The sequence below is a fragment of the Paraburkholderia sp. CHISQ3 genome, from assembly GCF_030464945.1.
Lineage (GTDB): Bacteria > Pseudomonadota > Gammaproteobacteria > Burkholderiales > Burkholderiaceae > Paraburkholderia > Paraburkholderia megapolitana.
Genome location: NZ_JALPRG010000002.1, coordinates 522,808 through 545,911 on the forward strand (window position 1 = coordinate 522,808; position 23,104 = coordinate 545,911).

A 23,104-nucleotide genomic window follows, 5' to 3' on the forward strand; every position below is an offset into this window, starting at 1 on the left:
GGTCAACCCTTTCGAATGGGAATCATGAGATCGGTGACGCGCCCGTGCCGCAGGCCGGATAACGGTGGATTGCGATAAACCTCGAGCACGGGGCGGTCGTCGGGTTCGTATCCACTTTGCGGCAACCAGCCGCCGATCAGCGCCCGGAAGGTCGGGTTGATCAACGCATAAGGGCCAACGAGACGATGACTCGCATAAAGGCCACCATCGAGTCGTACGGGTTCGACCGCGCCGACCGGCTCAAGCGGTGTAGCCGGCACGATACCGGCGAGGTAGCAAAAACTGTCGTCCAGCTCGGGATCGCCGGTGCAGATACCGATCATGCGCTGGTCTTTCGCGGTCTCGCCGTCGCACTTCAGCACTCGTAATAGCGACCGGAAAGTCTGGCCGATAGTCGCGATCGGGCCTGTGTGACGAAGACAAAGGACGTCGATCGGAGGCAACTCGGTGAGTTCGACCGATGGCCAGTCGAGGCTAGCCGATTGCTCATCGCTGTGCGCGATGGACGTTTCGTTATCTGAATGCGGAGCGCCCAGACGTTGCTGCCGCGTCTGAAACGTGCTCGGACTGATGCCGGTAAATTCGCGAAACGCTCTGGCGAAGGCCTGCGGACTGTCGTAGCCGACATCGGATGCCACTGTACTCACCGGGTCGCTCGCGTCCGTCAGATGACGGGCCGCCTGGGCGAGTCGCACGCGCTGAACGGTCTCGGCGACGCTTTCGCCGGTCAACGCACGATAGATGCGGTGAAAATGAAACGGCGAGAAATACGCGATCGAAGCGAGGCTTTCCAGCGTGTGCGGTGCACCTGGATCAACGAGAATCGCCTCGATAACGCGGGCGATCCGACGATGGTAATCGCTTTCGGTAGTGGCTTTCATGATGACGCTAGCTTAGCGCCATCGCTGCCGATGTATGGTGCAGAGCTTGCTGAGTTTGTGTCCGCTAGCAGTCAGTCGAACTGCACGTCACCCGACCCAGACCGGTTCACAATCCGATGTGCCGGATTCCCGCGAATCTTTATATCCCCCGAACCGCTCAGTTCAACGACCGCGGAATCCGCTGCATATGCTTGAATATTCCCCGATCCCTTGATCGACGCGACCAGCGTCTTTGCGTGGATATCGCTTACGTGTACGTCGCCCGACCCGGAAATGGCCACGCGCACTTCCTTGACGTTACCTGTAGCCGAAACTGTTCCCGATCCGGAAATGCCGATACTCAAAGCGTCTTCGTTCAGGTTAGACGCTTTCATGGTCGCAGAACCGCGAATACTCACGGCCTGCAGAGTAGGACCCACGATGACCACTTTCAGCGGTCTCGACATCGTCACCGAATGTTCCAGCCGCACCCTCAATACACCGTCCTGCACCTGGGTCTTCACCAGCGGCACGACGTTGGCCGGGCCTGTAACCGTGACTAACGCATCGGAGCCAACGGCAAAAGACACATCCGCGGAAGTGTCCACCTCGATTCCGGAGAATTTTCCTGGGCGACGAGTTTCGACCATGTCTGTATCCGACGCGACGATCAACCCTGACGACGCGGCACTTCCATCGCTGTGAACCACGACGTTCTCCTGGCCCACGGCAAGGCTGCTTACTACGCAGCACAGTGCCGCAAGGCTGAATCGAATTCGCTGGACTCGCATGTTTTCTCTCTTTTCGTCCCGGCTACCGGCCGATACGGCTGCGCATCGAGCGCGTGCAAACCCCTCCAGTATCACTGCGATGGGGATTATCCGCCATTCGCGACAACCGTAGCCACAGCCTATCGACTCCCCACAGTCGCCGGTTTCACCGAAGACGCTACTGCCGGCGTCTCTTCGATGCGCCGGAAGATCAACGCGGACACCAGCGTAATCGCGCCGACACACACAAAGCTCATCCGGAAACCCAGCGTTGCCGAGCCCCATTGATCGGAGAACACGCTGACCAACCCGCCGCTGATCGACACGCCCAATCCCATCGCCAGCATCTGCACCATCGAGAACAAACTGTTGCCGCTGCCCGCGTCTTCATGCGACAGCCCTTTCAGCGTGACGCTGTTCATCGCGGCAAACTGCATCGAATTGGCGGCACCGAATATCGCCAGCACCGCGATCTCGACGACGATCGGCGTGCCGCGAGAAATCAGTGCAAACGCAACGATCGCCCCACCGACAATCAACGTATTCACGAGCAAGAACGTGTCATAACCGAAGCGACGAATCAGCGGCGCGATCCAGCGTTTAGCGACCGTTCCCGCGAGCGCAGCAGGCAGCATCATCAAACCTGAGTGCAACGGCGTGTAGCCGAGTTCGAGTTGCATCAACAGCGGGACGAGAAACGGCACTGCGCTCGATCCAATCCGGCACACCAGATTGCCGATCAAACCAACACTGAAATTCGGCTCGCGAAACAGCGCGAGCTTGAACAGCGGATTCTGCCGACGCCGCGCATACGGCACATACGAGAGCGCGGCGACGAGCCCAACCACGAAGAGCGCGCTGGACCACACAGCGCGATGCGATTGAACCGGCGCATCGACGGCAAGCGAAAACGCAATCATGCATAGCGACAGCAGCGCGCACCCTGCCAGGTCGAACGGCGCCGCCGTGGCACCCGTCGCACGCGGTAGATAGCGGTAGACCGCAAACATCCCAACCGCACCGATCGGTACGTTGATCAGAAAAATCCAGTGCCAGGTAAAAGCCTCGACAAACCAGCCGCCGAGCGTCGGTCCGACAATCGGGCCGATCTGCCCCGCGACCGAAATCATCGCCAGCGCCGACACGTATTGTTCGCCGCTAACGCTGCGCAATACTGCAAGCCGACCGATAGGCAGCAGCATCGATCCGCCGATGCCCTGCAAAACCCGTGCAACCACCAGTTGCCCGAGCGTATGCGCACTGGCGCAGCACAGCGAGCCAAGCACGAAGATCAAGATGGCAGCGAAGTAGACGCGGCGTGTGCCGAAGCGATCGGCAAGCCAGCCGGATGCGGGTGTCAGCATGGCCATCGTCAGCGTGTAGGCGACGATGACAGGCTGCATGACCAGTGGTTTGACGCCCAGGCTGTGCGCCATCGATGGCAGCGCGGTATTGACGATCGTCGTGTCGAGCGCCTGCATGAAAAAGCCTGCGGCGACGATCCACAGCAACGCTGTCTGGTTCGAATCCTTACTCATTGATTTCGGAGAAGCGCGGCCGTGTGGGGCGGACACGTTGGGCGCATTGATTTGCAATTTCCACATGATATGGCCATCATCGTCAATCGGGAACCCCACTAACGGCGCTGACTGTCATCGGCATTGCCGATAAGCAAACACCATGCTCAATCCCATCTGGCTCAAGACGTTCGCGACGGTCGCCGCCTGTCATAGCTTCACCGAGGCGGGTCGTCAGCTAGACCTGACGCAATCGAGCGTCAGCGAACATATCCGCCGCCTCGAACAGGCAATCGGGCGGCGTCTGTTCGTGCGCGACACGCATTCGCTCGCGATGACACCCGACGGCGAGGCGATGCTCGCGCATGCCAGCGTGATCCTGCAATCGATCCACCGTGCCGAATCGCAATTCCGCACACCGCGCCTGAAAGGACGCGTGCGTCTCGGTTCCTCCGACGACATCGCGCTCGGTCCACTACCAACCGTGCTCGCAGCATTCCGCAACGCCCATCCGGATGTCGAGCTGGAAATCACCATCGGGATGACGGGCAAGCTTTACGAGTTGCTGGACGCCGGATCGATCGATCTGCTGGTCGGCAAACGGCGGCTTGGCGACAAGCGCGGTGTTGCGCTGTTTACCGGCCGGCTGGAATGGCTCGCGCGCACCGGCACGCTGGTCGATGTCACGCAACCGTTACCGCTGATCCTCGTCGCCGAGCCGAGCGTGACGCGCGCGGTCGTGCTCGATGCGCTCGCGCAAACCGACTTCAGATGGCAGGTGGTATGCACGAGCAGCAGTCATGCAGGCTGTATTGCAGCAGCGCGCGGCGGACTCGGCATTACGGTGCGCCCGCAATACCTGACGGCACGCGGCCTCGCGCCGCCCGTGAACGGCGCGAGTCTGCCGGTGCTGCCCGACGTCGAATTTATCGCGCTTGCTGCGAAGCGGCTTAGCCGTCCTGCCGGAACGCTGCTGCGCTTGCTGCATGACAGCGATCTGCGTGGCTCGTGGATCGGCGAATAGCGCTTATTCGGTGGGGTGCGCCGGCAACTTGTTGGGCTGAGCAAGCGTTCGATAGGGTAACGACGTGGATGCCGGGTCGCTTGTCGTGTCGTCGATCACGCGGTCCACATCAGCCGTCTTGCCAAGTTCGGACAGGAACGTTTGCTTGTCGAAATCCGGCGCGACGCAGCCTTGCACATAGATAAAGCGCCGCTGCAATATCAGCCACAGCGTGGTGTGATCGCGCCACTGGGTCGCATAGTTGATATTCGTGAGCCTGCGTTGTACCGCTTCGGCAATTTCCTTGTCGTACAGATAACCATTGGAGAGCCGGCAGCGCCCTTCGATCCAGCAGCTGTTGCCGCGCTCGATCCGGTAATGCGCATCGTCCAGCCATTCCTGTTCGGTTTCGAGCGGCCCTAACGGCACCGGACAACCGGGAATAGCCTGGGAGATCTGGAAGAAAGGATCGTTGCCGCGATTCACGCGTTGCTCGTCAGCAAACACCGCGTGACTCGCAACCGACATCGCCATTGCCCATACGCCATATCGAGCCAGGTGTTTCATCTGTTGGTCTTCTCCGTGGTCGTCGTTCTAGTTGGTGTGCTGCTACGTGCGTACTTCCCCGCTACGAATGCCAAGCGATTGCCACATGGCCTGCATCGTTCGGAACGGTCGAGGATCGCCTAACGGCAGTCTATCCATTTTGTTTGCTACGTACGCAAACGTTGTACGTGCATCCATATCGATGAAAATCCATGAGCAACCGCCGCCGCCCCAATGAATCGTGTTGGGGTTAGGCAACTCCAGCGCGAGCAAGGGGCCAGGCAGCGCGAAGCCAAGGCCGAATCGCGCGGGCGGCAAGTGGCTCATGATCAGATCGGGTCCTTCTATCTGCTGTTCGAGCGCTTTGCGACATCCCGCTTCGGACATGATTCGCTTGCCCTTCGCTACGCCTGCGTTGGCGAGGATGCAGTGGATCTCAGCAACCGAACGCGCGTTGCCATGCCCATTCACAGCGGGAATTTCAGCGGCGCGCCAGGCTCGCGTGCGTGTTGTCGTCTTCGCATCGAATAGCGCGTTGAGAAACGTGATCGTATGGAGTTCGCTGAGCGTGGGTTTAACCGTGCTCTGCGTCGTAGCCCATGGAACGATCTCGGCAACGCGGTGGTCTTCGGAGGCGGGCAGGCCGATGTGAAAGTCGGCGTCTAGAGGTGCCGCGATTTCCTCGCGGAACACCGTACCGAGAGACTTGCCGGTGATACGTCGCACCACTTCGCCGAGCAGAAACCCGAACGTCGTCACGTGATATCCCGACGCAGTCCCCGGTTCCCACAGCGGAGCCTGCGCAGCAAGCAGGGAGGTCGCCTTATCCCAGTCGTAAAGATCGTCGGGCGCAAGTGGTTCCTTCCAGCCGGAAAGCCCGGAGCTATGGCTCATCAGGTGACTGACGCGAATTGCGCCTTTGCCGTTTGCGGCAAATTCCGGCCAGTACCTGGCCACCGGCGCATCGAAATCCAGCTCGCCGCGATCGGCAAGTAGCAGCACCGTAAGTGCCGTCATGGTCTTGGTCGTGGAAAAGACGTTGACGATGGTGTCTTTTTCCCATGACCGGGTTTTCGCCTCGTCTGCGAAACCACCCCAAATGTCGACCACGGTCTCGCCGTCGACGGTGGCGCAGCACGAAGCACCCACATCCGCGCCGCTTGCAAGGTTCTCGCTGAAGGCCTCGCGGACCGCGTCGAATCTGTCTGCCACGAAGCCGTGAACGGTGTTGTCCGGCATGATCTTTTTTCTCCTTTTGCGTGATCTCAAGCAACGCGCGAAAGCTCGCGCAACACAAATCACCGTAACTCACCGCAACTCGCTCGTCGGAGTCATGCGGAAAGCCGCACAAGAACCAACCAGCCTCCAACGATCCAGATTCGCTATTTTTAAAGCGCTTTTTGCGCTCAACGCGCCTTAGCCGCGCCAATCGCGGCCAGGCGGCGTTTGCTAATTCTGACAGTATCGCGCGCCCAGGCAGTTCGCTACATTGGCTTCGACCCGATCCAGGTTTGAAGCCCCGCTATGACCTTCGACACGACCACCGACCAGCATGACATCGCGAGCCTCTTTCGCGATATTGCATCAAGTCACGTGCGTACCGACGCAGCCGATACGTTTCATTGGCATGCATGGCGCGCGTTGACCGACGCTGGTTTATGGCGCTTGCCCGTGCCGGTCGCGCTGGGCGGCGCAGGCAAAGGCTGGAGCGCATTCACCGCGGCGTTCGAAGCGATCGTATCGACGCTCGGCTCGATCGGCTTTGCGATGGCGCTGGCCAATCAGGCGACCCTGATCAGGGCCTTGCTCACACACGGCACGGTCGCACAACGGGACACCTTCCTGCCTCGCCTGCTCGACGGCGCGCCCGGCGCGACCGCCATTTCCGAGAGGGGCACGGGAACCGAGGTCCGGGCGCTGCAGACCACACTACGCACGCACGCGAACGGCTACCGGCTCGACGGCCACAAGTACAACATCAGTCATGCGCCCGACGCGGCGCTGATCCTCGTCGCAGCGCATTGCATCGACGACGGGAAGGCCCGCACCGCGCTGGCGCTGCTCGATCCGCTGACTGCCGGCGTGACGCGCACACCGCCCCAGGCAACCATGGGTGTACGCGATCTGCCGGTCGGCGACCTCGAATTCGACAACGTGACGATCGACCGCGACTCAGTGCTTGGTTCGCCCGCCGATGGACTCGCGCGGTTGATGGACATCGCCTCGATGAATCGCGCTTACTTCGGCCTGTTGTGCGCCGATGTCGTGCAGCCGTTTCTCGCGGATGCGCTGCAGTACATGCGCTCGCGCAAAACCCTCGACGTCGCGCTCGACACGCATCAATACGTACAACGGCGGCTCGTCGATATCCGCGTCGGTGCGGAGCGCTCGCGATGGATGGCGCTTGCCGCACTCGACCAGTTGCTTGCCGGTCATCCGTCGGCGCTCGCCAACTGCTCGATCGCCAAACTGGGCGCGGCGCGCGATCTGTCGCAGGCCGCCCTCGATCTGCTCGCGCTCCACGGTAGCGATGGCTACCGCTGCGGCCGGCTCGCCAGTTTCGTCGCCGACGCGCTCGCGATGGGTTCCGCCGGCGGCACCGAAGAAATGCACCGACGCAATATCTTCGCGCAGATGCAGCGGCACGCAACGATCCGCGTCCCCGCAGCGACCGCCCCGAGCGCAACAACCGCAATAGCCGCGTCGCCCGCACCGGAACGTCAACCCGCCTGATCCGATCGTCGTTCAATTCCCAAGGAGTTCATCTTGTCAATCAAACCCGGTCTCACTGCTCGCGCAACGCATCGCGTCGACACCATTTCGCTCGCAGATCAATGGGGCGGCGAAGCGCATGCGCTCGCCAGTCCGATCATGATCATCTTCATCGAGCAGACCTGCATGAAAGCCACCGATCATCTGCTCGACGCTAACCAGATGACCGTCGGCTACAACTTCGAGATCAAACACCTTGCACCGACGCCGCCGGAATGGGACGTTACCGTCGATTCCGAACTCGTCACTGTCGAAGGCCGGATGATGACCTACAAGGTCACGGTGCGCGATGCGGTCGGCGTGGTCGGCGAAGGACAGCACACGCGTTGTATCGTCGGCCGCGATACGTTTCACGAACGCCTCGCCGAACGGCGCGACCGCGTCGCCCAGCCGCAATGACGCCGTTGCGAGGAGAATCGACGATGCTTTCCCATCCGCTGAAATCGTTGAAGTCGCTAAAGTCGCTGCGTCTGCCGGTCATCGCGTCGCCGATGCTCATCGCCAGCTATCCCGAGCTGGTGCTCGCGCAATGCAAGGCGGGGATCGTCGGGGCGTTCCCCGCGCTGAACGCGCGACCGAGCGCGCAGCTTGCCGACTGGCTCGCCTATATGGACGCCGAACTCGACGCGTTCCGCGCAGCGCACCCGGGTGTGCCGGTGGGACCGTACGCGGTGAACCAGATCTGCCATCAATCGAACGCGCGGCTCGACGCCGACCTGCGCATCTGCATCGAGCATCGGGTACCGATCCTGATCACCAGCCTGCGGGCGCCGGCACCCGACATCGTGGCGGCCGTGCACGACTATGGCGGTCTGATCCTGCACGACGTGACGACCATTCGCCACGCGGAAAAGGCGCTCGAAGCAGGCGTGGATGGATTGATCCTCGTGGCCGCCGGTGCGGGCGGCCATGCGGGCACGCTGTCGCCGTTCGCGCTCGTGTCCGAAGTGCGGCGCTTTTTCGACGGCCTCGTCGTGCTATCCGGCGCGATCGCAACCGGCGATGCGATCGCCGCCGCGCAGGCGCTCGGCGCCGACTGCGCGTATATCGGCACGCGGTTTCTCGCGTCGCGCGAGGCCAACGTCACGCAGCGCTACAAGGACACGATCGTCGAGGCGCGCGCCGCCGACATCGTGTACACCGACGCGTTCAGCGGCATCCCCGGCAACTATCTGCGGCAAAGCATCGAGGCAGCCGGACTCGACGTGCGCAACCTGCCGCGCGCTGAAGGCGTCACGATGGATTTCTCCGGCAATGCCGACGCGCGACAGTGGCGCGACATCTGGGGCGCCGGCCAGGGCGTCGGATCGATGGATGCGGTGCTGAGCGTCGAGCAGATCGTCGCGCGTCTCGAAGACGAATACGAACGGGCTCGCGCGAGGCTCGGACACCATACGAACCGGGCAGGCGAAGTCGCACTGGCCGGCTGACTGTCTGCGGCACGCACATCGCGTTTACGGGGAGCCTCGCCATGAGCCACATCGACGTTAGCGTCGCGACTTCGCCCGACGACGAACTCGAGCGCCACCGCGCAAATATCGACACCATCGATAACGAGCTACTCGCGCTGATCCATGCCCGAGTGCAGGAGGCACGCGCAATCGGCCAGCTGAAACGGCATCTCGGGCAGCCGGTCTATCAGCCGGGGCGGGAAACCGCCATCCTCAGAAAGCTCTGCGCGCAATCTGGCGGGACGCTGCGCGAACAGCACATCGCGTCGATCTGGCGCGCGCTGTTCCAGGCTAACCGCGAGGTGCAGCAAACGCCTCGGGTCGCGTTTCTGGGGCCGCGCGGCACCTACACCGAACAGGCAATGCAGCGGTACTTCGGCACGACCGCGCAGCCCGTCGCCTGCGACACGCTCGACGCCGTGTTCGCATCGCTCGCCGACGGTCGTGCCGAACGCGCTGTCGTACCCATCGAGAACTCCACCGAAGGCACGGTCATGCATACGGTGGATCTGTTGATCGACGCCGAGGTGCAGGTGAGCGGAGAAGTCGTACTGCCCGTGTCGCACTGTCTGCTCAGCGCGAGCGGATCGCTGCAGGACGTCGACGGAGTGCTCGGGCATGAGCAGGCGCTCGCGCAATGTCGCGCCTGGCTCGATACGCATTTGCCCGGGGTGCGGCGCGAGGCCCGCGCGAGCAACGCGGCGGCGGCACGTCAGGCAGTCGACACACCGGCCTGCGCGGCGATCGCAAGCGAACAGGCGGCGCACCAGTACGGCCTGCAGATCGTCGCGCGGGCGATCCAGGATCAACCCGATAACCGCACCCGCTTTCTCGTGCTCGGTGGAGCGCCACCCGAACCGACCGGCTACGACCGCACGAGCCTCATCGTCGAACTGAGCAATCAGGTCGGCTCGCTTGCGCAGATCTTCGATGCGATCGCGCGCCACCGCATCTCGGTACTCTGGCTCGAAACGCGGCCGCGGAAAACCGGACGCTGGGCTTACCACTTCATCGTCGATCTGCTCGGACACCACGGCGACCGGAACGTCGCCGCGGCCATCGAAGAAATCCGGTCGATCGCCGAGCACGCACGCGTACTCGGCTCGTATCCCTGTGCGCCGGATGCCGATCCTGCGCTGCTCTCTCCCGATGCACAGGCATCCTGACGATGAACACCGCACCCGCTGCCGCACCCCTCGTCCACTCGCGCTTGCGAGCCATCTGCGCGAATCGCGACGACCGCCTGATGGTCTTCCTCGGTGCGCAGTACCCGTGGGCGTTGCCGCGCGGCACAGGACGCTGGCTACGCTCGCTGCGGGCCATGTACGAAGACGAGCTCGAACTGCTGATGCTGCTGCGTCGGCCGCACCGGTCGTCAGTGTGCTGCGTTGCGTCCGACACACAGTCGCAGCCGCCGGGCGTCCTCGCCCATGACGCATTGCTAAGACGCCTCGCCCGCTTGCGACTGCCGCCCATGCTGGCAATCGAAGTCGCCACGCCATTGCCCGCGGCGTGGCGCGCGGCACCCAGCGGCGCTCCGCCCGGCGCCTGGAGATTGCTCGAACCGGCACCGCACGGCGAGAGCGCGCCCAGCGGCATGTTGCTGCCATGGCACGCTTGCACATTGACCGCACGGCACCTGCGTGAAGCCGGCACGGCACGCAGCGTGATTCTCGATGCGAGCTCTGCCACGCACGGATTCGCGCATCAAACCGCCTGCGTCGCCGAACTCGCGGACGCGTTGCTCGCGCATGGCCTGAGCGTCGGCGGCATCGCGCTCGACGGTCGGCTGACATTTCCCGACGCCTGTGGCACGGACGAGTCCGTCTTTCGCCCCGCCCTCACCGATGCACTCGATCTCCTGGCCAACGCCGTGCTTCAGCGCCGCATCACGCGGACTACGCGCCGTCCGGGCTCGATCCGGCAGTGCCTGTAATGCCGCTCATGGGCACCCACATACCGCCGCCGGCACGGCTAGCGAATCGTCACTACAAGCCCGACAAGCGCGGAAGTAGCGGATCGGCCGCTGTCATTTCTGTCAGTTGCCGCCCGCCTATAAATATCTAAAGATACATTTCTAGATACTCCTTGAGTATCGCATCTACTTTCAGGAATCGGACATGTTCCACCGCAAGCTCAACAGATGGCGCCCGGCCGCGCATCCGGGCAGCCGCCTCGCGGCGCTGCTCGGTACGCTCGCGCTGGCCGGCTGTGCGAGCTTCGGCGGCACGGCGGCGCTCGAGCGGATCACGCCGCCGCAGCAATACGATCCGGGCAACGACATCCGCGCCGCGACGGCAAGCGGCGACATTGCAAAAGAGTGGTGGAAAGCCTTTGGCGACCCGTCGCTCGACCGGCTGATGCAGGATGCGCTGAGCGACGCACCGACGCTAAAAGCCGCGCAGGCGCGTGTCAGCGAAGCCTTGGCGCAAGCCGATGTGCGCGGCGCCGATACGTTGCCGCAACTCGACGGCGCGATCAGTGCCGCGCCGACCCGCTTCCCCGCCAGCTACACGGTCCCACCGCCCGCGGCCGGTCACTGGCAGATCGACGCCCAGGCGTTGCTGAACGCATCGTTCGATCTCGATCTGGCCGGCCGCCTGCGCGCGCTGACGCGCTCCGCGACGCTGCGTGCCGGACAGCAACAGGCGCTCGCACAGGCCACGACGATTGCCTTGCAAAGCGCAATCGTCACGACCTACCTGCAACTCGACCTCGCCTGCCGGCTGCTCGGCATCGCCCAGGACACGCTTGCACAGCACAACTATCTGCTGCGGCTCACCAACCAGCGCGTGACAGCCGGCCTCGACATGCGGCTCGCCTCGCTGCGCGCGAGCGAGCCGATTCCGCTTGCCGAGAGCGAGGTTGCAAAACGCACGGCCGACGTCGCACTGCTACGCCACCGGCTCGCCGCGCTTGCCGGCCGCGGCCCCGGTTACGCGGACACTCTGGTCCCCGCGCCATCGATGCTCGACGCTCGCCCGACGCTGCCGGCCACCCTGCCCGCCGGTCTGGTGGGACGACGACCCGACATCCTCGCCGCACGCTATCGGGTCGAGGCGGAATCGGCGGGTATCGACGCGGCGCGCGCCGCGTTTTACCCGGATATCAACCTGCTGGCCTTCGCCGGCGTGCAGAGCCTCGGATTCCATGCGCTCTTCAACGGCAACAGTGGCTCGTTCGGCGCCGGCCCGGCGATCTCGCTGCCGATTTTCGAAGGCGGCCGGCTGCGTGCCGGTTTGCGTGCGCAAACTGCCGCCTACAACGCAGCCGTGGCCGACTACGACGACACCGTCGTCAACGCGCTCGCGCAGGTCAGCGATGCGCTCGTTCAGATCAAGGCGCTCGGCCAGCAGCAGGCGTTGACGCAGGAAGCGCTGGCGCGTGCGCAGCAGGCCTACGACCTCGAGACGCGCCGCTATCGGCAGGGCATGTCGGGCTACCTCGACGTGCTGCTCGCGCAGGGCCGGCTCTACGAGGACGAAGCCGCGCATGCGCAGGCCGGCACCGCGCTGTTGATCGAACACGTCCAGCTAATCGCGGCGCTGGGCGGCGCCCCCACCGATGGAGCATCGCCATGACCCAACCCGATACGCCCGCCGCGGCAGCCAACGCCGGCGACGGCAAACCCGCAGCACCTGTCACACCCGCAGCAACGAGCAACCCGGCTATGGAGCCGGCCAGCCAGGCCGCACGCCGGCGTCGCTATTTCCGCTGGTTCGGCGCGGTGCTGGTGCTGTTCGCGCTGGCGAGCGGCGCCTTCTCCTGGCTCACCGGACGCGGCACAGAATCGACTGACGATGCCTACGTCGCTGGCGACGTCGTGCAGGTGTCCTCGCAAATACCGGGCACCGCGGTCGCCGTGATCGCGCAGAACACCGACTGGGTCGATGCCGGTGCGCCTCTCGTCGAACTCGATCAGGCCGACGCCCGACTGTCGCTCGACAGCGCGGTCGAACAACTGGCGCATGCGGTGCGCGAATATCGCGCCGCGCATGCCGACGCGGAACGCGAAAACGCGCAAACCCGGCTGCGCGAAACCGATGCGGCACGCGCGGCCGACGATCTGCAGCGGCGCCTGAGCCTGGCCCGCGACGGCGGCGTCGCACTCGAGGACATCCGCCACGCGCGCGATTCGGTCAGCGCGGCCGCCGCGTCGCTCGATGCGCAGCGCGCCGCCTATATGTCGAGCGCCGCGCGCACCGACGGCACGACGATCGATTCGAACCCGCTCGTGCGCGCCGCGGCCGCGCAGGTCCGCAGCGCCGCGTTGGCGCTGCACCGCACGGAGATCCGCGCGCCCCTCGCGGGCCTCGTCACGCGCCGGGTCGTCCAGGTCGGCGAGCGCGTGACGCCGGGCGGCGCCGTGATGGCCATCGTGCCGCTCGACCGGGTGTGGGTCGAGGCCAACTTCAAGGAGTCGCAACTGCGCGAGATGCACGCGGGCCAGCCGGTCGAATTGCAGGCGGATCTCTACGGCAGCAGCATCGTTTATCACGGCCGGATCGAAGGCTTCGAGGCAGGCACCGGTGCAGCCTTCGCGTCGGTCCCCGCGCAAAACGCCACCGGCAACTGGATCAAGGTCGTGCAACGGGTACCGGTACGCATCGCGCTCGATCCGCGAGAACTGCGCGCGCATCCGCTGCGCATCGGTCTGTCGATGAACGCCGCCGTGTCGGTCGGCGAGAGCAGTGGTAGCGGCGGTAGCAGCGCGCACGCCGGTACCGCCGTTGCCATGCCATTGGTATCGGCCGCGACAGCGCACCCGGTCGACATCACGGAGATCTTCCGCGGCGACGAAAACATCGGCGACAAACTCGTCGCGCAGACCATCCGCGCGAACAGTCCCGTCCCGCAGGCGGCGCTCGGTACGCGCAAACCCGGAGCATGACGATGCGCCCGTTCGCCGCAACGGCAGCCCCCATGCGTCCGCTCGAACCGATGTCCGGTCCCGCGCTCGTCTTCGTCGCCATCGCCATCAGCGTCGCGAACTTCATGCAGACGCTCGATCTCACCATTGCGAATGTCGCGGTCCCGACCATCGCCGGCGATCTCGGCGTGGCGCCCGACATGGGCACGTGGATGCTGACATCGTTCGCAACACCGCTCGCGATCACCCTGCCGCTGACCGGCTGGCTCGCGCAGCGCTTCGGTCAGGTGCGGCTCTTTCGCATCGCGGTCGTGCTGTTCGTGCTGACCTCGATTCTTTGCGGACTCGCGCCGAATTTCGAATCACTGCTGGTGTTCCGTGCGCTGCAGGGCGCGGCGTCGGGACCGATCACGGCGCTATCGCAAGCGCTGCTGGTCGCGGTGTTCCCTGCGAAAAAACGCAATGTCGCCCTGTCGGTCTGGCAGACGACCACGTTCGTCGCGCCGGTGCTCGGCCCGATCGCGGGCGGCTGGATCACCGACAACCTGACATGGCCCTGCATCTTCTATGTCAACGCGCCGACCGGCGCGATCGTGCTGCTGGTCCTGACGCGCTGCCTCGCGGGTCGCGACAATCCGACCCGCAAGCTTCCCGTCGATGTGATCGGTCTGTTGCTGCTGGCCGCATCGTTCGGTTCGCTGCAGTTGCTGCTCGATCGCGGACAGAATCTCGACTGGTTCAGTGCCACGCCGATTCGCGTGCTGGCCGCAATCGCAGCCGTTTCGTTTGTCGCGCTGATCCTGTGGGAGCTGACCGACGCTCATCCGATCGTCGACCTGCGGCTCTTTGCCGATCGCAATTTCACGGCCGGCACCGTTGCCGTCACAGTCGGCTTCGGCGTCTACTACGGCGCGCTCGTGCTCGTGCCGCTATGGCTGCAGACCGAGCAGGGTTACACCGCGACCTGGGCCGGTATCGCAACGGCGCCGCTCGGGCTCGCGGGCATCGTCATTGCGCCGCTCATTGGCCGCATACAAGGTCGCATCGATCCGCGCCGGCTTGCGACGGTCGCACTGGTCGGATGGGGCGCCGCATCGTTCTGGCGGATGGGTTTCAACACCGACGTGCCGATCGGCGACATCGCGGGCAATTCGTTGCTGATGGGCGCCGCGACCGCGTTCTTCATCACGCCGCTCGTCTCGCTGTCGATTGCCGGATTGCCGCGCGAACGGTTGCCCGCGGCGTCCGGTGTCCAGAACGCGTTGCGCCGGATCGGTACCAGCGTCGCGACCTCGATCGCGCCGACCTACTTCGAACGCCGCTCGCGCGTCCACACCACCTATCTGGTCGATCGCATCACACCGTTCGATCCCGCCGCAACCGACTGGATCAATTCGCTCGAACATGCAGGCATGTCCACGCAAGGCGCACTCGCCTCCATTTCGCGCTCGATCGACGTGCAGGCTCATATGCTGGCGTTGAACGATTTCTCATTCGGCTGCCTGCTGCTGTTCGGCGCAACCTTGCTGACAGTCTGGTTTATCCGCTACAGACGGCCGTGACGGCCGTGATGGGGGTAGCGCCCGGGCTAGCCGGGCGTTCGGGCAGGTGTGGGGATCAGGCGAACTCGCGACCGGCAAGCTGATAAGCCGCCCGCTCGCGATCGGTGCGATGCAACGGCGGCAACGCCGTCGATGCGCCGACCGACAACGCGTCGTAACCGAATACCCAGTCGGGCTCGGTAGGTCCGCGCATGAACGTATTGGCGGACGATACACGATGCACCCGGCCGAGCCGGTCGATGCGGTGCTGCGCGTAGGTCGCAAACGCCGCGCCAAATTCCGTCGAGCCCTTGATCGCCCGCAGCAGGATCGTGGCATCCTCGAGCGCCATCGCTGCGCCCTGCGACATGAACGGACGCATCGGATGACACGCGTCGCCGATCAACACGACGCGATCGTTGCCGAACTCGAACTGCGGTGCACGTTCGAACAACGCCCATTTGGCCACCGAATCGTGCGGCGCTTTGGCAAGCATGTGACGCACATCGGGATGAAAATCGTTGAAGAGAGCGCGCATCTCATCGACATCGCCGGGCATCGACGATGCATCGGTCGGCCACTCGGCCTGCGGTGTCATCGCCGCGAAATAGAATTCCTCGCGCGCACGGTCGAGCCAGTAGGAGAGCACGAAGGTGCGCTCCCCCCACCATTTCGTCAGGTCCTCGACCGGCAGATTCTCCAGCAACGCACGCGGGTACGAACCGCGAAATGCGACCTGGCCGGAATACACCGGCTTCTCGAAGCCGCGCAGTACCTCGCGAACCCGCGACCGGAGTCCGTCCGCGCCGATCACGACATCGGCATGCGCACGGGAACCGTCCTCGAAAGCGAGTTCGACCGTCTCGCCGCGCCAGTCGAGCCCGGCGAGCCGCTTACCCCACGTCACCGACCCCGGTGTCACGGCCGACATCAGCGCCGCATGCAGGTCGCCGCGCTTCAGCGCGACGAAGGTCGCACCGAAGCGCTCGCTTGCGGTGTTGCCGAGCGTGAGCCGGTACAGCAGTTCGCCGTCGCTCGCGCGACGATTGACGAATGCAGCGGGCTCCTGGCCCGCCAGCAGCGCCTGGCGGTGTACGCCAAGCAGTTGCAGCACCCGCATCAGGTTCGGGCTCAGATGAATGCCTGCGCCGACCCGCATGAAACGCGGCGCCTGCTCATAGATCGCTACGTCGAACCCCTCGCGCTGCAGGAGCGCACCGAGTGCGCTGCCGCCAAGCCCAGCCCCCACGATTGCGATGCGCGCGCCCGCTTGTCTGCTGATCATCGAACGACTCCTGTTGACGGTTCAATCGTTCACAACCCCTCGACCATGATGCCAATGCTGTGCGCGCTTCGGTCGCGGAATGCTTTCGCAGTCTGATACTCGGTGGACTGGTACCAGGCCTGCGCCTGTTCAGTCGAATCGAACTCGAGCACGACGACCCGCTTCGGGCTCCAGTCCCCTTCGAGTGTTCGCGCAGCGCCGCCGCGCGCGAGGAAACGTCCGCCATAAAGTGCGAGCGTCGGTGCACCGAGCCTGCGGTATTCCTCGTAGGCGTGCGGATCGTGTATGTCGATGTCGAAGACGATATAGGCTGGCATGGCGGATTCCTCGCTATCAGGACGCTGGGAGCGCGGCAAGCGCGATGCTCTGCGTGTTCGCCGCCGACAAACGCAGTTCGCGCGCGGCCTGGTATTCGGACGATGCATGCCAGCGGCGCGCCGCCTCCAGGTCGTCGAACTCGAGTACGACGATGCGCCGCGGCGACCAGTTGCCTTCCAGTGTCACGACGTCGTCGCTGCGGGCAAGGACGCGGCCGCCATGCGCCGCGATGGTCGGCACGCCCAGCTCGCGATAGCGCGCAAAGGCAACCGGATCGTGCACGTCGACATCGACTAGTACATATGCACTCATGCTCGCTCCTTGCACGAGGTGGCGGGGTCCGCAAGCGCGGGTTCGTCCAGCAGCACGAACACACGTCCCTCCTCGATCTTCACCGGATAGGTCCGCACGCAGGTTTGCAGTGGCGCGCACAGCGCCTCGCCGGTGCGAACGCTAAAGCGCCCCTGGTGCAGCGGACACTCGATCTCGTCATCGAGCAGGAATCCGTCGCTGAGTCGGGCCGCCCCGTGGGTACACTGATTTTCGGTGGCGAAGATCGCATCGTTGACCGCATACAGCGCCACATCGTGTCCGTCGACGACAATGCCCGCGAGTCCCTCCGCGCGCACGGCGTCGACATCGATTGCAAATTTCCAGTCCATGCTCATCGAAGCACCTGTCAGATCGGATAGATAAGGGAGTTGGGAATCATCTCGCTGTCGAACACGCAGATGCGCGACTCGAAGCGCAAACCGGCCGGCGTCTTGCGAATGCGGTCCAGATAACGACCGGTGTTGTAGACATCGCTCATCTGTTCGCATTTCGTGCGCAGGACCGCGTAGTTCGTTTCCGCTTCGATGAGTTCGCCGTCGCAGGCGTGGATCAACGGCGTGCCGATCAGATGCCGCTGGTAGTACGGGTCGAAGAACAACGTCTCCTTGATGCCGTACACCCGGTCCTTCAACATGCCCTTGCTCTCGAACGCGAGCACGGCTAGCGGCCGCCCACGTTCGTGGTTTTCGCGCGGCAGGACCTGATAGACGCAGTCCTCCACGAAGAACTCGGGCCACGCGTCCCAGTCCCCCGCGTCGAGGACGGCCGCGTAACGCGCATTCAACGCGACGAGCGCATAGAAATCGTCGAAATCGACCTGTGGCCGTGTGCCGCCTGTCACGCGCGGACGGGCGCTTTCGAGTGCTGTTGTGATCGCTGTCATTCAAGCCTCCATGACCTGACGCCAGTATTGGTACATGCCGCGCACGAGTGTCTCGCTCACCATGTGATCGGTGTGATCGTCGACCTGGCGGCCGCCGAGTTCGTTGAAGACATGCCCGTGCTGGATCTGTTCGAAGCTTTGCTGAACGCATTCGATGACTTCGCCGTCGTCCGCGGAAACGAAACCGGCAGGACCGAACAGATTGGCCTGGCGCAGGCGGCGGCGGGTCATCGCTTCGTCGTCGGTTTCAAAGCCGAAGTGCGTCCAGACGTAGTCGAACACGCCGGGGCTGACGGGCCGGATACGGCGCGTGGACAGCGCATTGACCTGCTGCTGGATGATCACGCTTGGCATCAGCGTCAGCATCACGACGGTGGGCTCTCCCCACCACGGCTCGTGCACCACGTCGAGGAAGCGATCGTCGTTCAGCGTCATGCGCTCCTTGAAGCTCGTCACGTTCTGCGTGACCTCGCCGCCGCCACCGCCGCTGCGAATCGAGATCATTGCGCCGTGCCGGTGGTGTGCATCGGTGACGAGCTCGGCCGGATTGTCCGCGCGCCACAAGCCGAAGTTGACGAACCATGTGTGCAGCAGACCTGCGTGATAAGGGTCCTTGATGTTCTCGACCATCAGTTTCCAGTTGCTCGGCACGCGTTGGCGCGTATAGCCGAGCACCGTCAGCTTCGGACCGTGAAACAACCGGTCGTAGTAGCCGAGAATCTTCGGTCCGAGAAAATCCTCGAACGACTCGACGTTCTGATCGAATGAAGCGAACACCGCCCCGCCCCGGGTCGATACGCGCAAACGCCGCAGCCCGTGGTTCTTTGGATCGAAGTCCGGCGGCATGCCGCCATTGATACGTCCACCCTGTCTGACGCCGCGCCGGAACGGCACGCCGATCAGATTGCCCTGCAGATCGTAATTCCATTGGTGATACGGACAGTGGAAGTCCTGGGCGTTGCCGGAGCGCTCACGGCAGAACTGCATGCCGCGATGGGCGCAGGCGTTTTCGAGCACGACGACTTCGCCATCCGCGGTGCGCGTCATGATGACCGACCGCTCGCCGACTTCGGTGCGCTGAAAATCGCCGGGTGCCGGGATCTCTGCTTCGAGACCGATGTAGCACCAGTGCCCCGAATAGAAAAGCCGCTCCAGTTCGCGCTGATAAACCGCTTCGCTGGTATAGGCCTCGAAAGGCGTTCTGCTCGCGCCGTCGCCTTTCCAGTCGAGTGCGATGGGGAATTCATTGGGTGCGTTCAAGAAAAACTCCTTGTCAGTGGGTAATGGCCTGCGCCGCATGCATCTCGCTGCGTGCCTCGCGTGCCGCCTGAAGTTCGCCGCTTGTGAGCCCGCCTGTCAGCCCGCTTGCCAGCCGGCGTCGCTCGCGCGCGGCGTCGGCGAGGCGCTCGACGAGTTCGACCGTATCGCTCCAGCCGAGACACGCGTCGGTAATGCTTTGTCCGTACACGAGCGATGCGCCCGGCCCGATGTCCTGACGTCCCTCGACCAGATGCGACTCCAGCATCAGGCCAGCGACATGCGACTCGCCATGAGCGAGGCGTTTCGCAATGTCCTCGCACACGCCGATCTGCGCCTGCGCGCGCTTGCCGCTATTGCCGTGGCTCGCGTCGACAACGACGTGCGCCGGCAAGCCGGCCCGACGCAGTTCGGCGCAGGCGGACGCGACGCTCGGTGCGTCGTAGTTGGGCACCTTGCCGCCGCGCAAGACGACATGCGCGCTGCGATTGCCGCGCGTCGCCACGATTTCAAGTGCGCCGTCGTCGGACGGTGCCAGGTAGTGATGCGCGCCGCGCGCCGCCTCGACTGCATCGATCGCGATGCGGACGTTGCCGTCGGTGCTGTTCTTGAAGCCGACCGGTGCGGCAAGACCCGACGCTGTCTGACGATGGGTTTGCGATTCGGTAGTCCGCGCGCCGATCGCGCACCACGACACGAGGTCGTCGAGATACGGCACGGTCATTAGATCGAGGAACTCGGTGGCAGCAGGCACGCCAAGCGCATGAATGTCGACGAGCAGACGACGGGCTACACGCAAACCGGTCTCGATACGAAACGTGCCGTCGAGCATCGGGTCGTTGATCCAGCCTTTCCAGCCCACTGTCGTACGCGGCTTTTCGAAGTACACGCGCATGACGATCTCGAGCGCGTCGGCGTGCTTGCCGCGCAGTCTGGCGAGACGCGCTGCATAGTCGAGCGCGGCGTTCGCGTCATGGATCGAACAGGGTCCGACGATCAGCGCGAGGCGATCGTCGTGGCCTGCGAGTATGCGTGCCAGCGACTCCTGGGTACGACGCACGAGCGCTGCCGCTTCGCCCGTCACCGGTAGCGATGCGCGCAATTGCGCAGCCGTTGAAACAGCGCCCGCGCAAACACGGCTGGGCACGAACGGCATCTGAGTGAACTGCTCCATGAGAATCCCGCCTTGGACAAATGTTTCGGCTAATCACACCTGCTTTTTCATTTGACCAATTAGAGCGGATCGAAAGCGACGTCGATACTGTCAGAACTTGCACTTAAAAATTCCCCAACGCGATTCACTGATATTTTTCTCAGTATCGTGGCCGTTTTTATTCCACTACCGTGGTGTCGTGGCAAATCAATTCGATTGTGAAATTACCTAACATTTCCACGGAGACCGATCATGGAAAAGAAGCATTTCGAAACCTCAATTGAAGTCAAGTATCGCGACACCGATTCGATGGGACACGTGAGCAGCCAGGTCTATTACGACTATTTGCAGCACGCGTATCTGACCTTCATGCACCGGCTTCTGGAGATGCCGTTCTCGGAGAAGCTGCCGCACATCATGGTGAAGACCGCGTGCGAGTACGTGAAGCCTGCGCAGTACGGCGACACGATCAAGGTGTGCAGCAGCGTGACGCGCTTCGGTTCGAAGAGCTTCGAGCTCGAGCATCTGATGGTGCGTGGCGACGGCGACTACGCGGTCGTGGCGAAGGCTTCATCGACACATGTGATGTACGACTACTCGAGCAACGCGACGATCCCGGTTCCCGAAGCGTTCAAGAATCGCGTGCTGGAATTTCAAGGCGTGCTTTGATCGTTCGTTTACCAAGATGCGGGGGCTCTTACTGTGCGCGCCTCCGTGCGGCGAAGGATTGCCGCTATCGCGCAGCGAGCGCGTTGTCGATCGGGATGGCGGCAGGGTAGCGGCTGTCCGCTCGATGCGCTGCCGCCGCGGGTGATGGCGCCCGCCCTGTGCGCTGCCGCAGGTCACGTCCGCTCCGACACTATCGTGCTACCCCTCGCGTAACACTCATCCCATACGATCCTGCATCTTCTTCCTGGAAAGCCTCCGGGGCGACAAAGCCGACGCGCCCGGATGCAACCCTGCCTTTACGCAAATACAATCAAACCGAGCAGCACCGCTTTCACTACCGCATGGGTCTTATTGGAAGCATCCAGCTTCATGATCGACTTTGCGATGTGAAAATTAATTGTGCGCTCGGTAAGGCCCAATATTATTCCGATTTCGTATGATGTTTTTCCCTGTGCCGACCAGCGCAATACCTCACGTTCGCGCAGGCTTAACGGCGAACTGAGATTCAGGAAAAGGGGGCGCTCAGCTAACTCGTTCATGAGATGCTCCATAGCGGAAAGTGCAGGTACTCAATCGACGCGCGAATCGCGGGTATTTTCAAATGCTTCCAATAATTTTTATGTAAGCGAGGTGCTGTCGTCGGGTGGATAGCGACATGCAAAGGTAGAGCACGCGGTATCGCTACCGATTGTCCCTAGCATACTGAGTGTCAAATTGCTGCGGAAGACGCGCGCCGCGCAATGTCTCCATGACTCCCACGCACGGTCTGAAACGTGCGGCAGCGCCGCTAAGCTCGCGCGTTCATTCGATATCGTCGCGCGAAGAACTACCCTCGATCGCGCAAACATGGCGCAGGCATCCGCGCAGCCAGCGATGCGGCCGGTCCTTGTCGAAACGCGGATGCCATATCTGCGAAACGGTCAGCTCACCTGTGGTTACCGGTAACGCAAAACTGAACATCCCTACGCGCGATTTTTCCGTTTGCCGCTCGGGCACATTCGCGATCATGTCCGATTGACGCGCGAGCGACAGCGCAGCAGGAAAACCCGGCACGACGACACTGACTGTGCGTTGCAGACCAATGCCTGCGAGCGCCGAATCGATCGGTCCGCTCTGGTAACCGCGACGCGATACGCTGATGTGCTTGAACCCGACATATCGCTGCGCCGTCACTTCGCCTTGCGCGAGCGCGTGATCCGCTCGCACGACACCGATGAAACGATCGCGAAACAAGGCCTGGATGCGCAATTCCGGCCCGGTGTCGCCGACTACGCCGATCTCGACATCGACGAGACCATCGCGCAACGCGGCGACATTCTTGTCGGGTTTGGGCGCGAATCTGACGTGCACGCCGGGTGCGGCCTCGTCGATGTAGCTGATCAGGTTCGCCGCGAAGGTATCGAGAAAACCGTCATTGGCGCGAATCGTAAAGGTTCGCTCCAGGGTGGCCACGTCGAAGTCGGTGCAGGGATAGAGCACCGAATGCGCATCCTCGACCACCGCACGGACCCGCGTGCGCAGCTCTAACGCGAGCGGCGTCGGCACAAGCTCACGGCCCGCGCGTACCAGCAGCGGGTCCCCCGTGGTCGCCCGGAGCTTGGCGAGCGAGCGGCTCAATGCGGACGGACTGAGTTCGAGGCGTTGCGCGGCGCGCGCAACGCTATTTTCCGCCAGCAACGCATCCAGTACGACCAGCAGATTGAGATCGACATAAGCCATCGGCTATCCCATCCATGTGGCGTTCGAGAGATTGGTTTGTGTCGCTAAACAAGGTGCCTCTGTAACGTAAACGGTTGACGTTCGACGTTGAGTAAGAGAGACGGGTGTGATGGACTATGGCAGAGAAAATTAAACCTGCATCGGTTTAAATTCGATT

General features: G+C 63.3%; 24 protein-coding genes. 10 read left to right on the forward strand and 14 right to left on the reverse strand.

Features of this window, described 5'->3' with window-relative positions; genetic code table 11:
- Positions 1–2 precede the first annotated feature (2 nt).
- The 3 genes from M0D65_RS06055 to mdtD form a co-directional block, all read right to left on the reverse strand.
- Positions 3–881, reverse strand: a complete 879-nt coding sequence (locus tag M0D65_RS06055) for a GyrI-like domain-containing protein (protein ID WP_266251850.1) — start codon at positions 879–881, stop codon at positions 3–5.
- 71 nt (positions 882–952) lie between these two features.
- Entirely contained in the window at positions 953–1,588 is a 636-nt protein-coding gene (locus M0D65_RS06060) for a head GIN domain-containing protein (RefSeq protein ID WP_266251852.1), read from the reverse strand.
- 182 nt (positions 1,589–1,770) lie between these two features.
- Positions 1,771–3,234 carry a multidrug transporter subunit MdtD gene (gene mdtD, locus M0D65_RS06065; RefSeq protein ID WP_266251853.1) on the reverse strand — a complete coding sequence of 488 codons (1,464 nt, stop codon included), beginning with the start codon at positions 3,232–3,234 and terminating at the stop codon, positions 1,771–1,773.
- A gap of 76 nt (positions 3,235–3,310) precedes the next feature.
- Between mdtD and M0D65_RS06070 the strand changes: the two genes are divergently transcribed.
- Positions 3,311–4,171 (forward strand): LysR family transcriptional regulator, encoded by an 861-nt coding sequence (locus M0D65_RS06070; protein ID WP_091011319.1) that lies wholly within the window; start codon positions 3,311–3,313, stop codon positions 4,169–4,171.
- A gap of 3 nt (positions 4,172–4,174) precedes the next feature.
- On the opposite strand, the gene M0D65_RS06075 is transcribed toward M0D65_RS06070, so the two are convergent.
- Both M0D65_RS06075 and M0D65_RS06080 read right to left on the reverse strand, forming a co-directional pair.
- Positions 4,175–4,684, reverse strand: coding sequence for a hypothetical protein (locus M0D65_RS06075; protein WP_266252038.1), 510 nt, complete (start codon positions 4,682–4,684; stop codon positions 4,175–4,177).
- Between the two features lie 75 nt (positions 4,685–4,759).
- Complete coding sequence (locus M0D65_RS06080; protein ID WP_266251855.1) at positions 4,760–5,935, reverse strand: serine hydrolase domain-containing protein; 1,176 nt, start codon at positions 5,933–5,935, stop codon at positions 4,760–4,762.
- Between the two features lie 285 nt (positions 5,936–6,220).
- Between M0D65_RS06080 and M0D65_RS06085 the strand changes: the two genes are divergently transcribed.
- The 8 genes from M0D65_RS06085 (at position 6,221) to M0D65_RS06120 (ending at position 15,351) form a co-directional block, all read left to right on the forward strand.
- Positions 6,221–7,429, forward strand: coding sequence for an acyl-CoA dehydrogenase family protein (locus M0D65_RS06085; protein WP_266251857.1), 1,209 nt, complete (start codon positions 6,221–6,223; stop codon positions 7,427–7,429).
- Positions 7,430–7,462: 33 nt separating this feature from the next.
- Positions 7,463–7,867 (forward strand): thioesterase family protein, encoded by a 405-nt coding sequence (locus M0D65_RS06090; protein WP_266251858.1) that lies wholly within the window; start codon positions 7,463–7,465, stop codon positions 7,865–7,867.
- Positions 7,868–7,890: 23 nt separating this feature from the next.
- Positions 7,891–8,898, forward strand: a complete 1,008-nt coding sequence (locus M0D65_RS06095) for a nitronate monooxygenase family protein (protein ID WP_266251860.1) — start codon at positions 7,891–7,893, stop codon at positions 8,896–8,898.
- A gap of 41 nt (positions 8,899–8,939) precedes the next feature.
- A complete protein-coding gene (gene pheA, locus M0D65_RS06100; RefSeq protein ID WP_266251861.1) occupies positions 8,940–10,085 on the forward strand; it encodes a prephenate dehydratase in 1,146 nt (381 codons plus the stop codon).
- A gap of 2 nt (positions 10,086–10,087) precedes the next feature.
- Positions 10,088–10,855 carry a hypothetical protein gene (locus M0D65_RS06105; protein WP_266251863.1) on the forward strand — a complete coding sequence of 256 codons (768 nt, stop codon included), beginning with the start codon at positions 10,088–10,090 and terminating at the stop codon, positions 10,853–10,855.
- Positions 10,856–11,039: 184 nt separating this feature from the next.
- Positions 11,040–12,500: an efflux transporter outer membrane subunit gene (locus tag M0D65_RS06110; RefSeq protein ID WP_266251864.1), complete on the forward strand. Its 1,461-nt coding sequence runs from the start codon at positions 11,040–11,042 to the stop codon at positions 12,498–12,500.
- Positions 12,497–13,810, forward strand: a complete 1,314-nt coding sequence (locus M0D65_RS06115) for an efflux RND transporter periplasmic adaptor subunit (protein WP_266251866.1) — start codon at positions 12,497–12,499, stop codon at positions 13,808–13,810. The genes M0D65_RS06110 and M0D65_RS06115 overlap by 4 nt, the downstream gene beginning before the upstream one ends.
- Positions 13,811–13,812: 2 nt before the next feature.
- A complete protein-coding gene (locus M0D65_RS06120) occupies positions 13,813–15,351 on the forward strand; it encodes a DHA2 family efflux MFS transporter permease subunit (protein WP_266251868.1) in 1,539 nt (512 codons plus the stop codon).
- A gap of 55 nt (positions 15,352–15,406) precedes the next feature.
- Here M0D65_RS06120 and M0D65_RS06125 read toward each other — a convergent pair whose 3' ends face one another.
- From M0D65_RS06125 to M0D65_RS06155, 7 genes are read right to left on the reverse strand one after another with little or no spacing between them, the layout of a single operon-like run.
- Entirely contained in the window at positions 15,407–16,615 is a 1,209-nt protein-coding gene (locus M0D65_RS06125; protein ID WP_266251870.1) for an FAD-dependent monooxygenase, read from the reverse strand.
- A 29-nt stretch (positions 16,616–16,644) separates the two neighbouring features.
- Entirely contained in the window at positions 16,645–16,932 is a 288-nt protein-coding gene (locus M0D65_RS06130; protein WP_266251872.1) for a DUF1330 domain-containing protein, read from the reverse strand.
- Between the two features lie 16 nt (positions 16,933–16,948).
- Positions 16,949–17,245 carry a DUF1330 domain-containing protein gene (locus tag M0D65_RS06135; RefSeq protein WP_266251874.1) on the reverse strand — a complete coding sequence of 99 codons (297 nt, stop codon included), beginning with the start codon at positions 17,243–17,245 and terminating at the stop codon, positions 16,949–16,951.
- Entirely contained in the window at positions 17,242–17,601 is a 360-nt protein-coding gene (locus M0D65_RS06140) for a non-heme iron oxygenase ferredoxin subunit (protein WP_091011306.1), read from the reverse strand. Before M0D65_RS06140 ends, M0D65_RS06135 begins: the two co-directional genes overlap by 4 nt.
- Before the next feature lie 11 nt (positions 17,602–17,612).
- Positions 17,613–18,149 (reverse strand): aromatic-ring-hydroxylating dioxygenase subunit beta, encoded by a 537-nt coding sequence (locus tag M0D65_RS06145; protein ID WP_091011305.1) that lies wholly within the window; start codon positions 18,147–18,149, stop codon positions 17,613–17,615.
- A complete protein-coding gene (locus M0D65_RS06150) occupies positions 18,150–19,409 on the reverse strand; it encodes a Rieske 2Fe-2S domain-containing protein (protein WP_266251880.1) in 1,260 nt (419 codons plus the stop codon). It lies immediately after the preceding gene.
- A 13-nt stretch (positions 19,410–19,422) separates the two neighbouring features.
- Positions 19,423–20,580 (reverse strand): 3-deoxy-7-phosphoheptulonate synthase, encoded by a 1,158-nt coding sequence (locus M0D65_RS06155; RefSeq protein ID WP_266251882.1) that lies wholly within the window; start codon positions 20,578–20,580, stop codon positions 19,423–19,425.
- Positions 20,581–20,811: 231 nt separating this feature from the next.
- On the opposite strand from M0D65_RS06155, the gene M0D65_RS06160 reads away from it, so the two are divergent.
- Positions 20,812–21,228: a thioesterase family protein gene (locus M0D65_RS06160; RefSeq protein WP_266251883.1), complete on the forward strand. Its 417-nt coding sequence runs from the start codon at positions 20,812–20,814 to the stop codon at positions 21,226–21,228.
- A 296-nt stretch (positions 21,229–21,524) separates the two neighbouring features.
- Here the strand turns inward: M0D65_RS06160 and M0D65_RS06165 are convergent, their stop codons facing one another.
- Together M0D65_RS06165 and M0D65_RS06170 are read right to left on the reverse strand one after the other, a co-directional pair.
- A complete protein-coding gene (locus M0D65_RS06165; protein WP_091011302.1) occupies positions 21,525–21,767 on the reverse strand; it encodes a helix-turn-helix transcriptional regulator in 243 nt (80 codons plus the stop codon).
- Positions 21,768–22,029: 262 nt separating this feature from the next.
- Positions 22,030–22,947: a LysR family transcriptional regulator gene (locus M0D65_RS06170; protein WP_266251884.1), complete on the reverse strand. Its 918-nt coding sequence runs from the start codon at positions 22,945–22,947 to the stop codon at positions 22,030–22,032.
- Between the last annotated feature and the right edge of the window lie 157 nt (positions 22,948–23,104).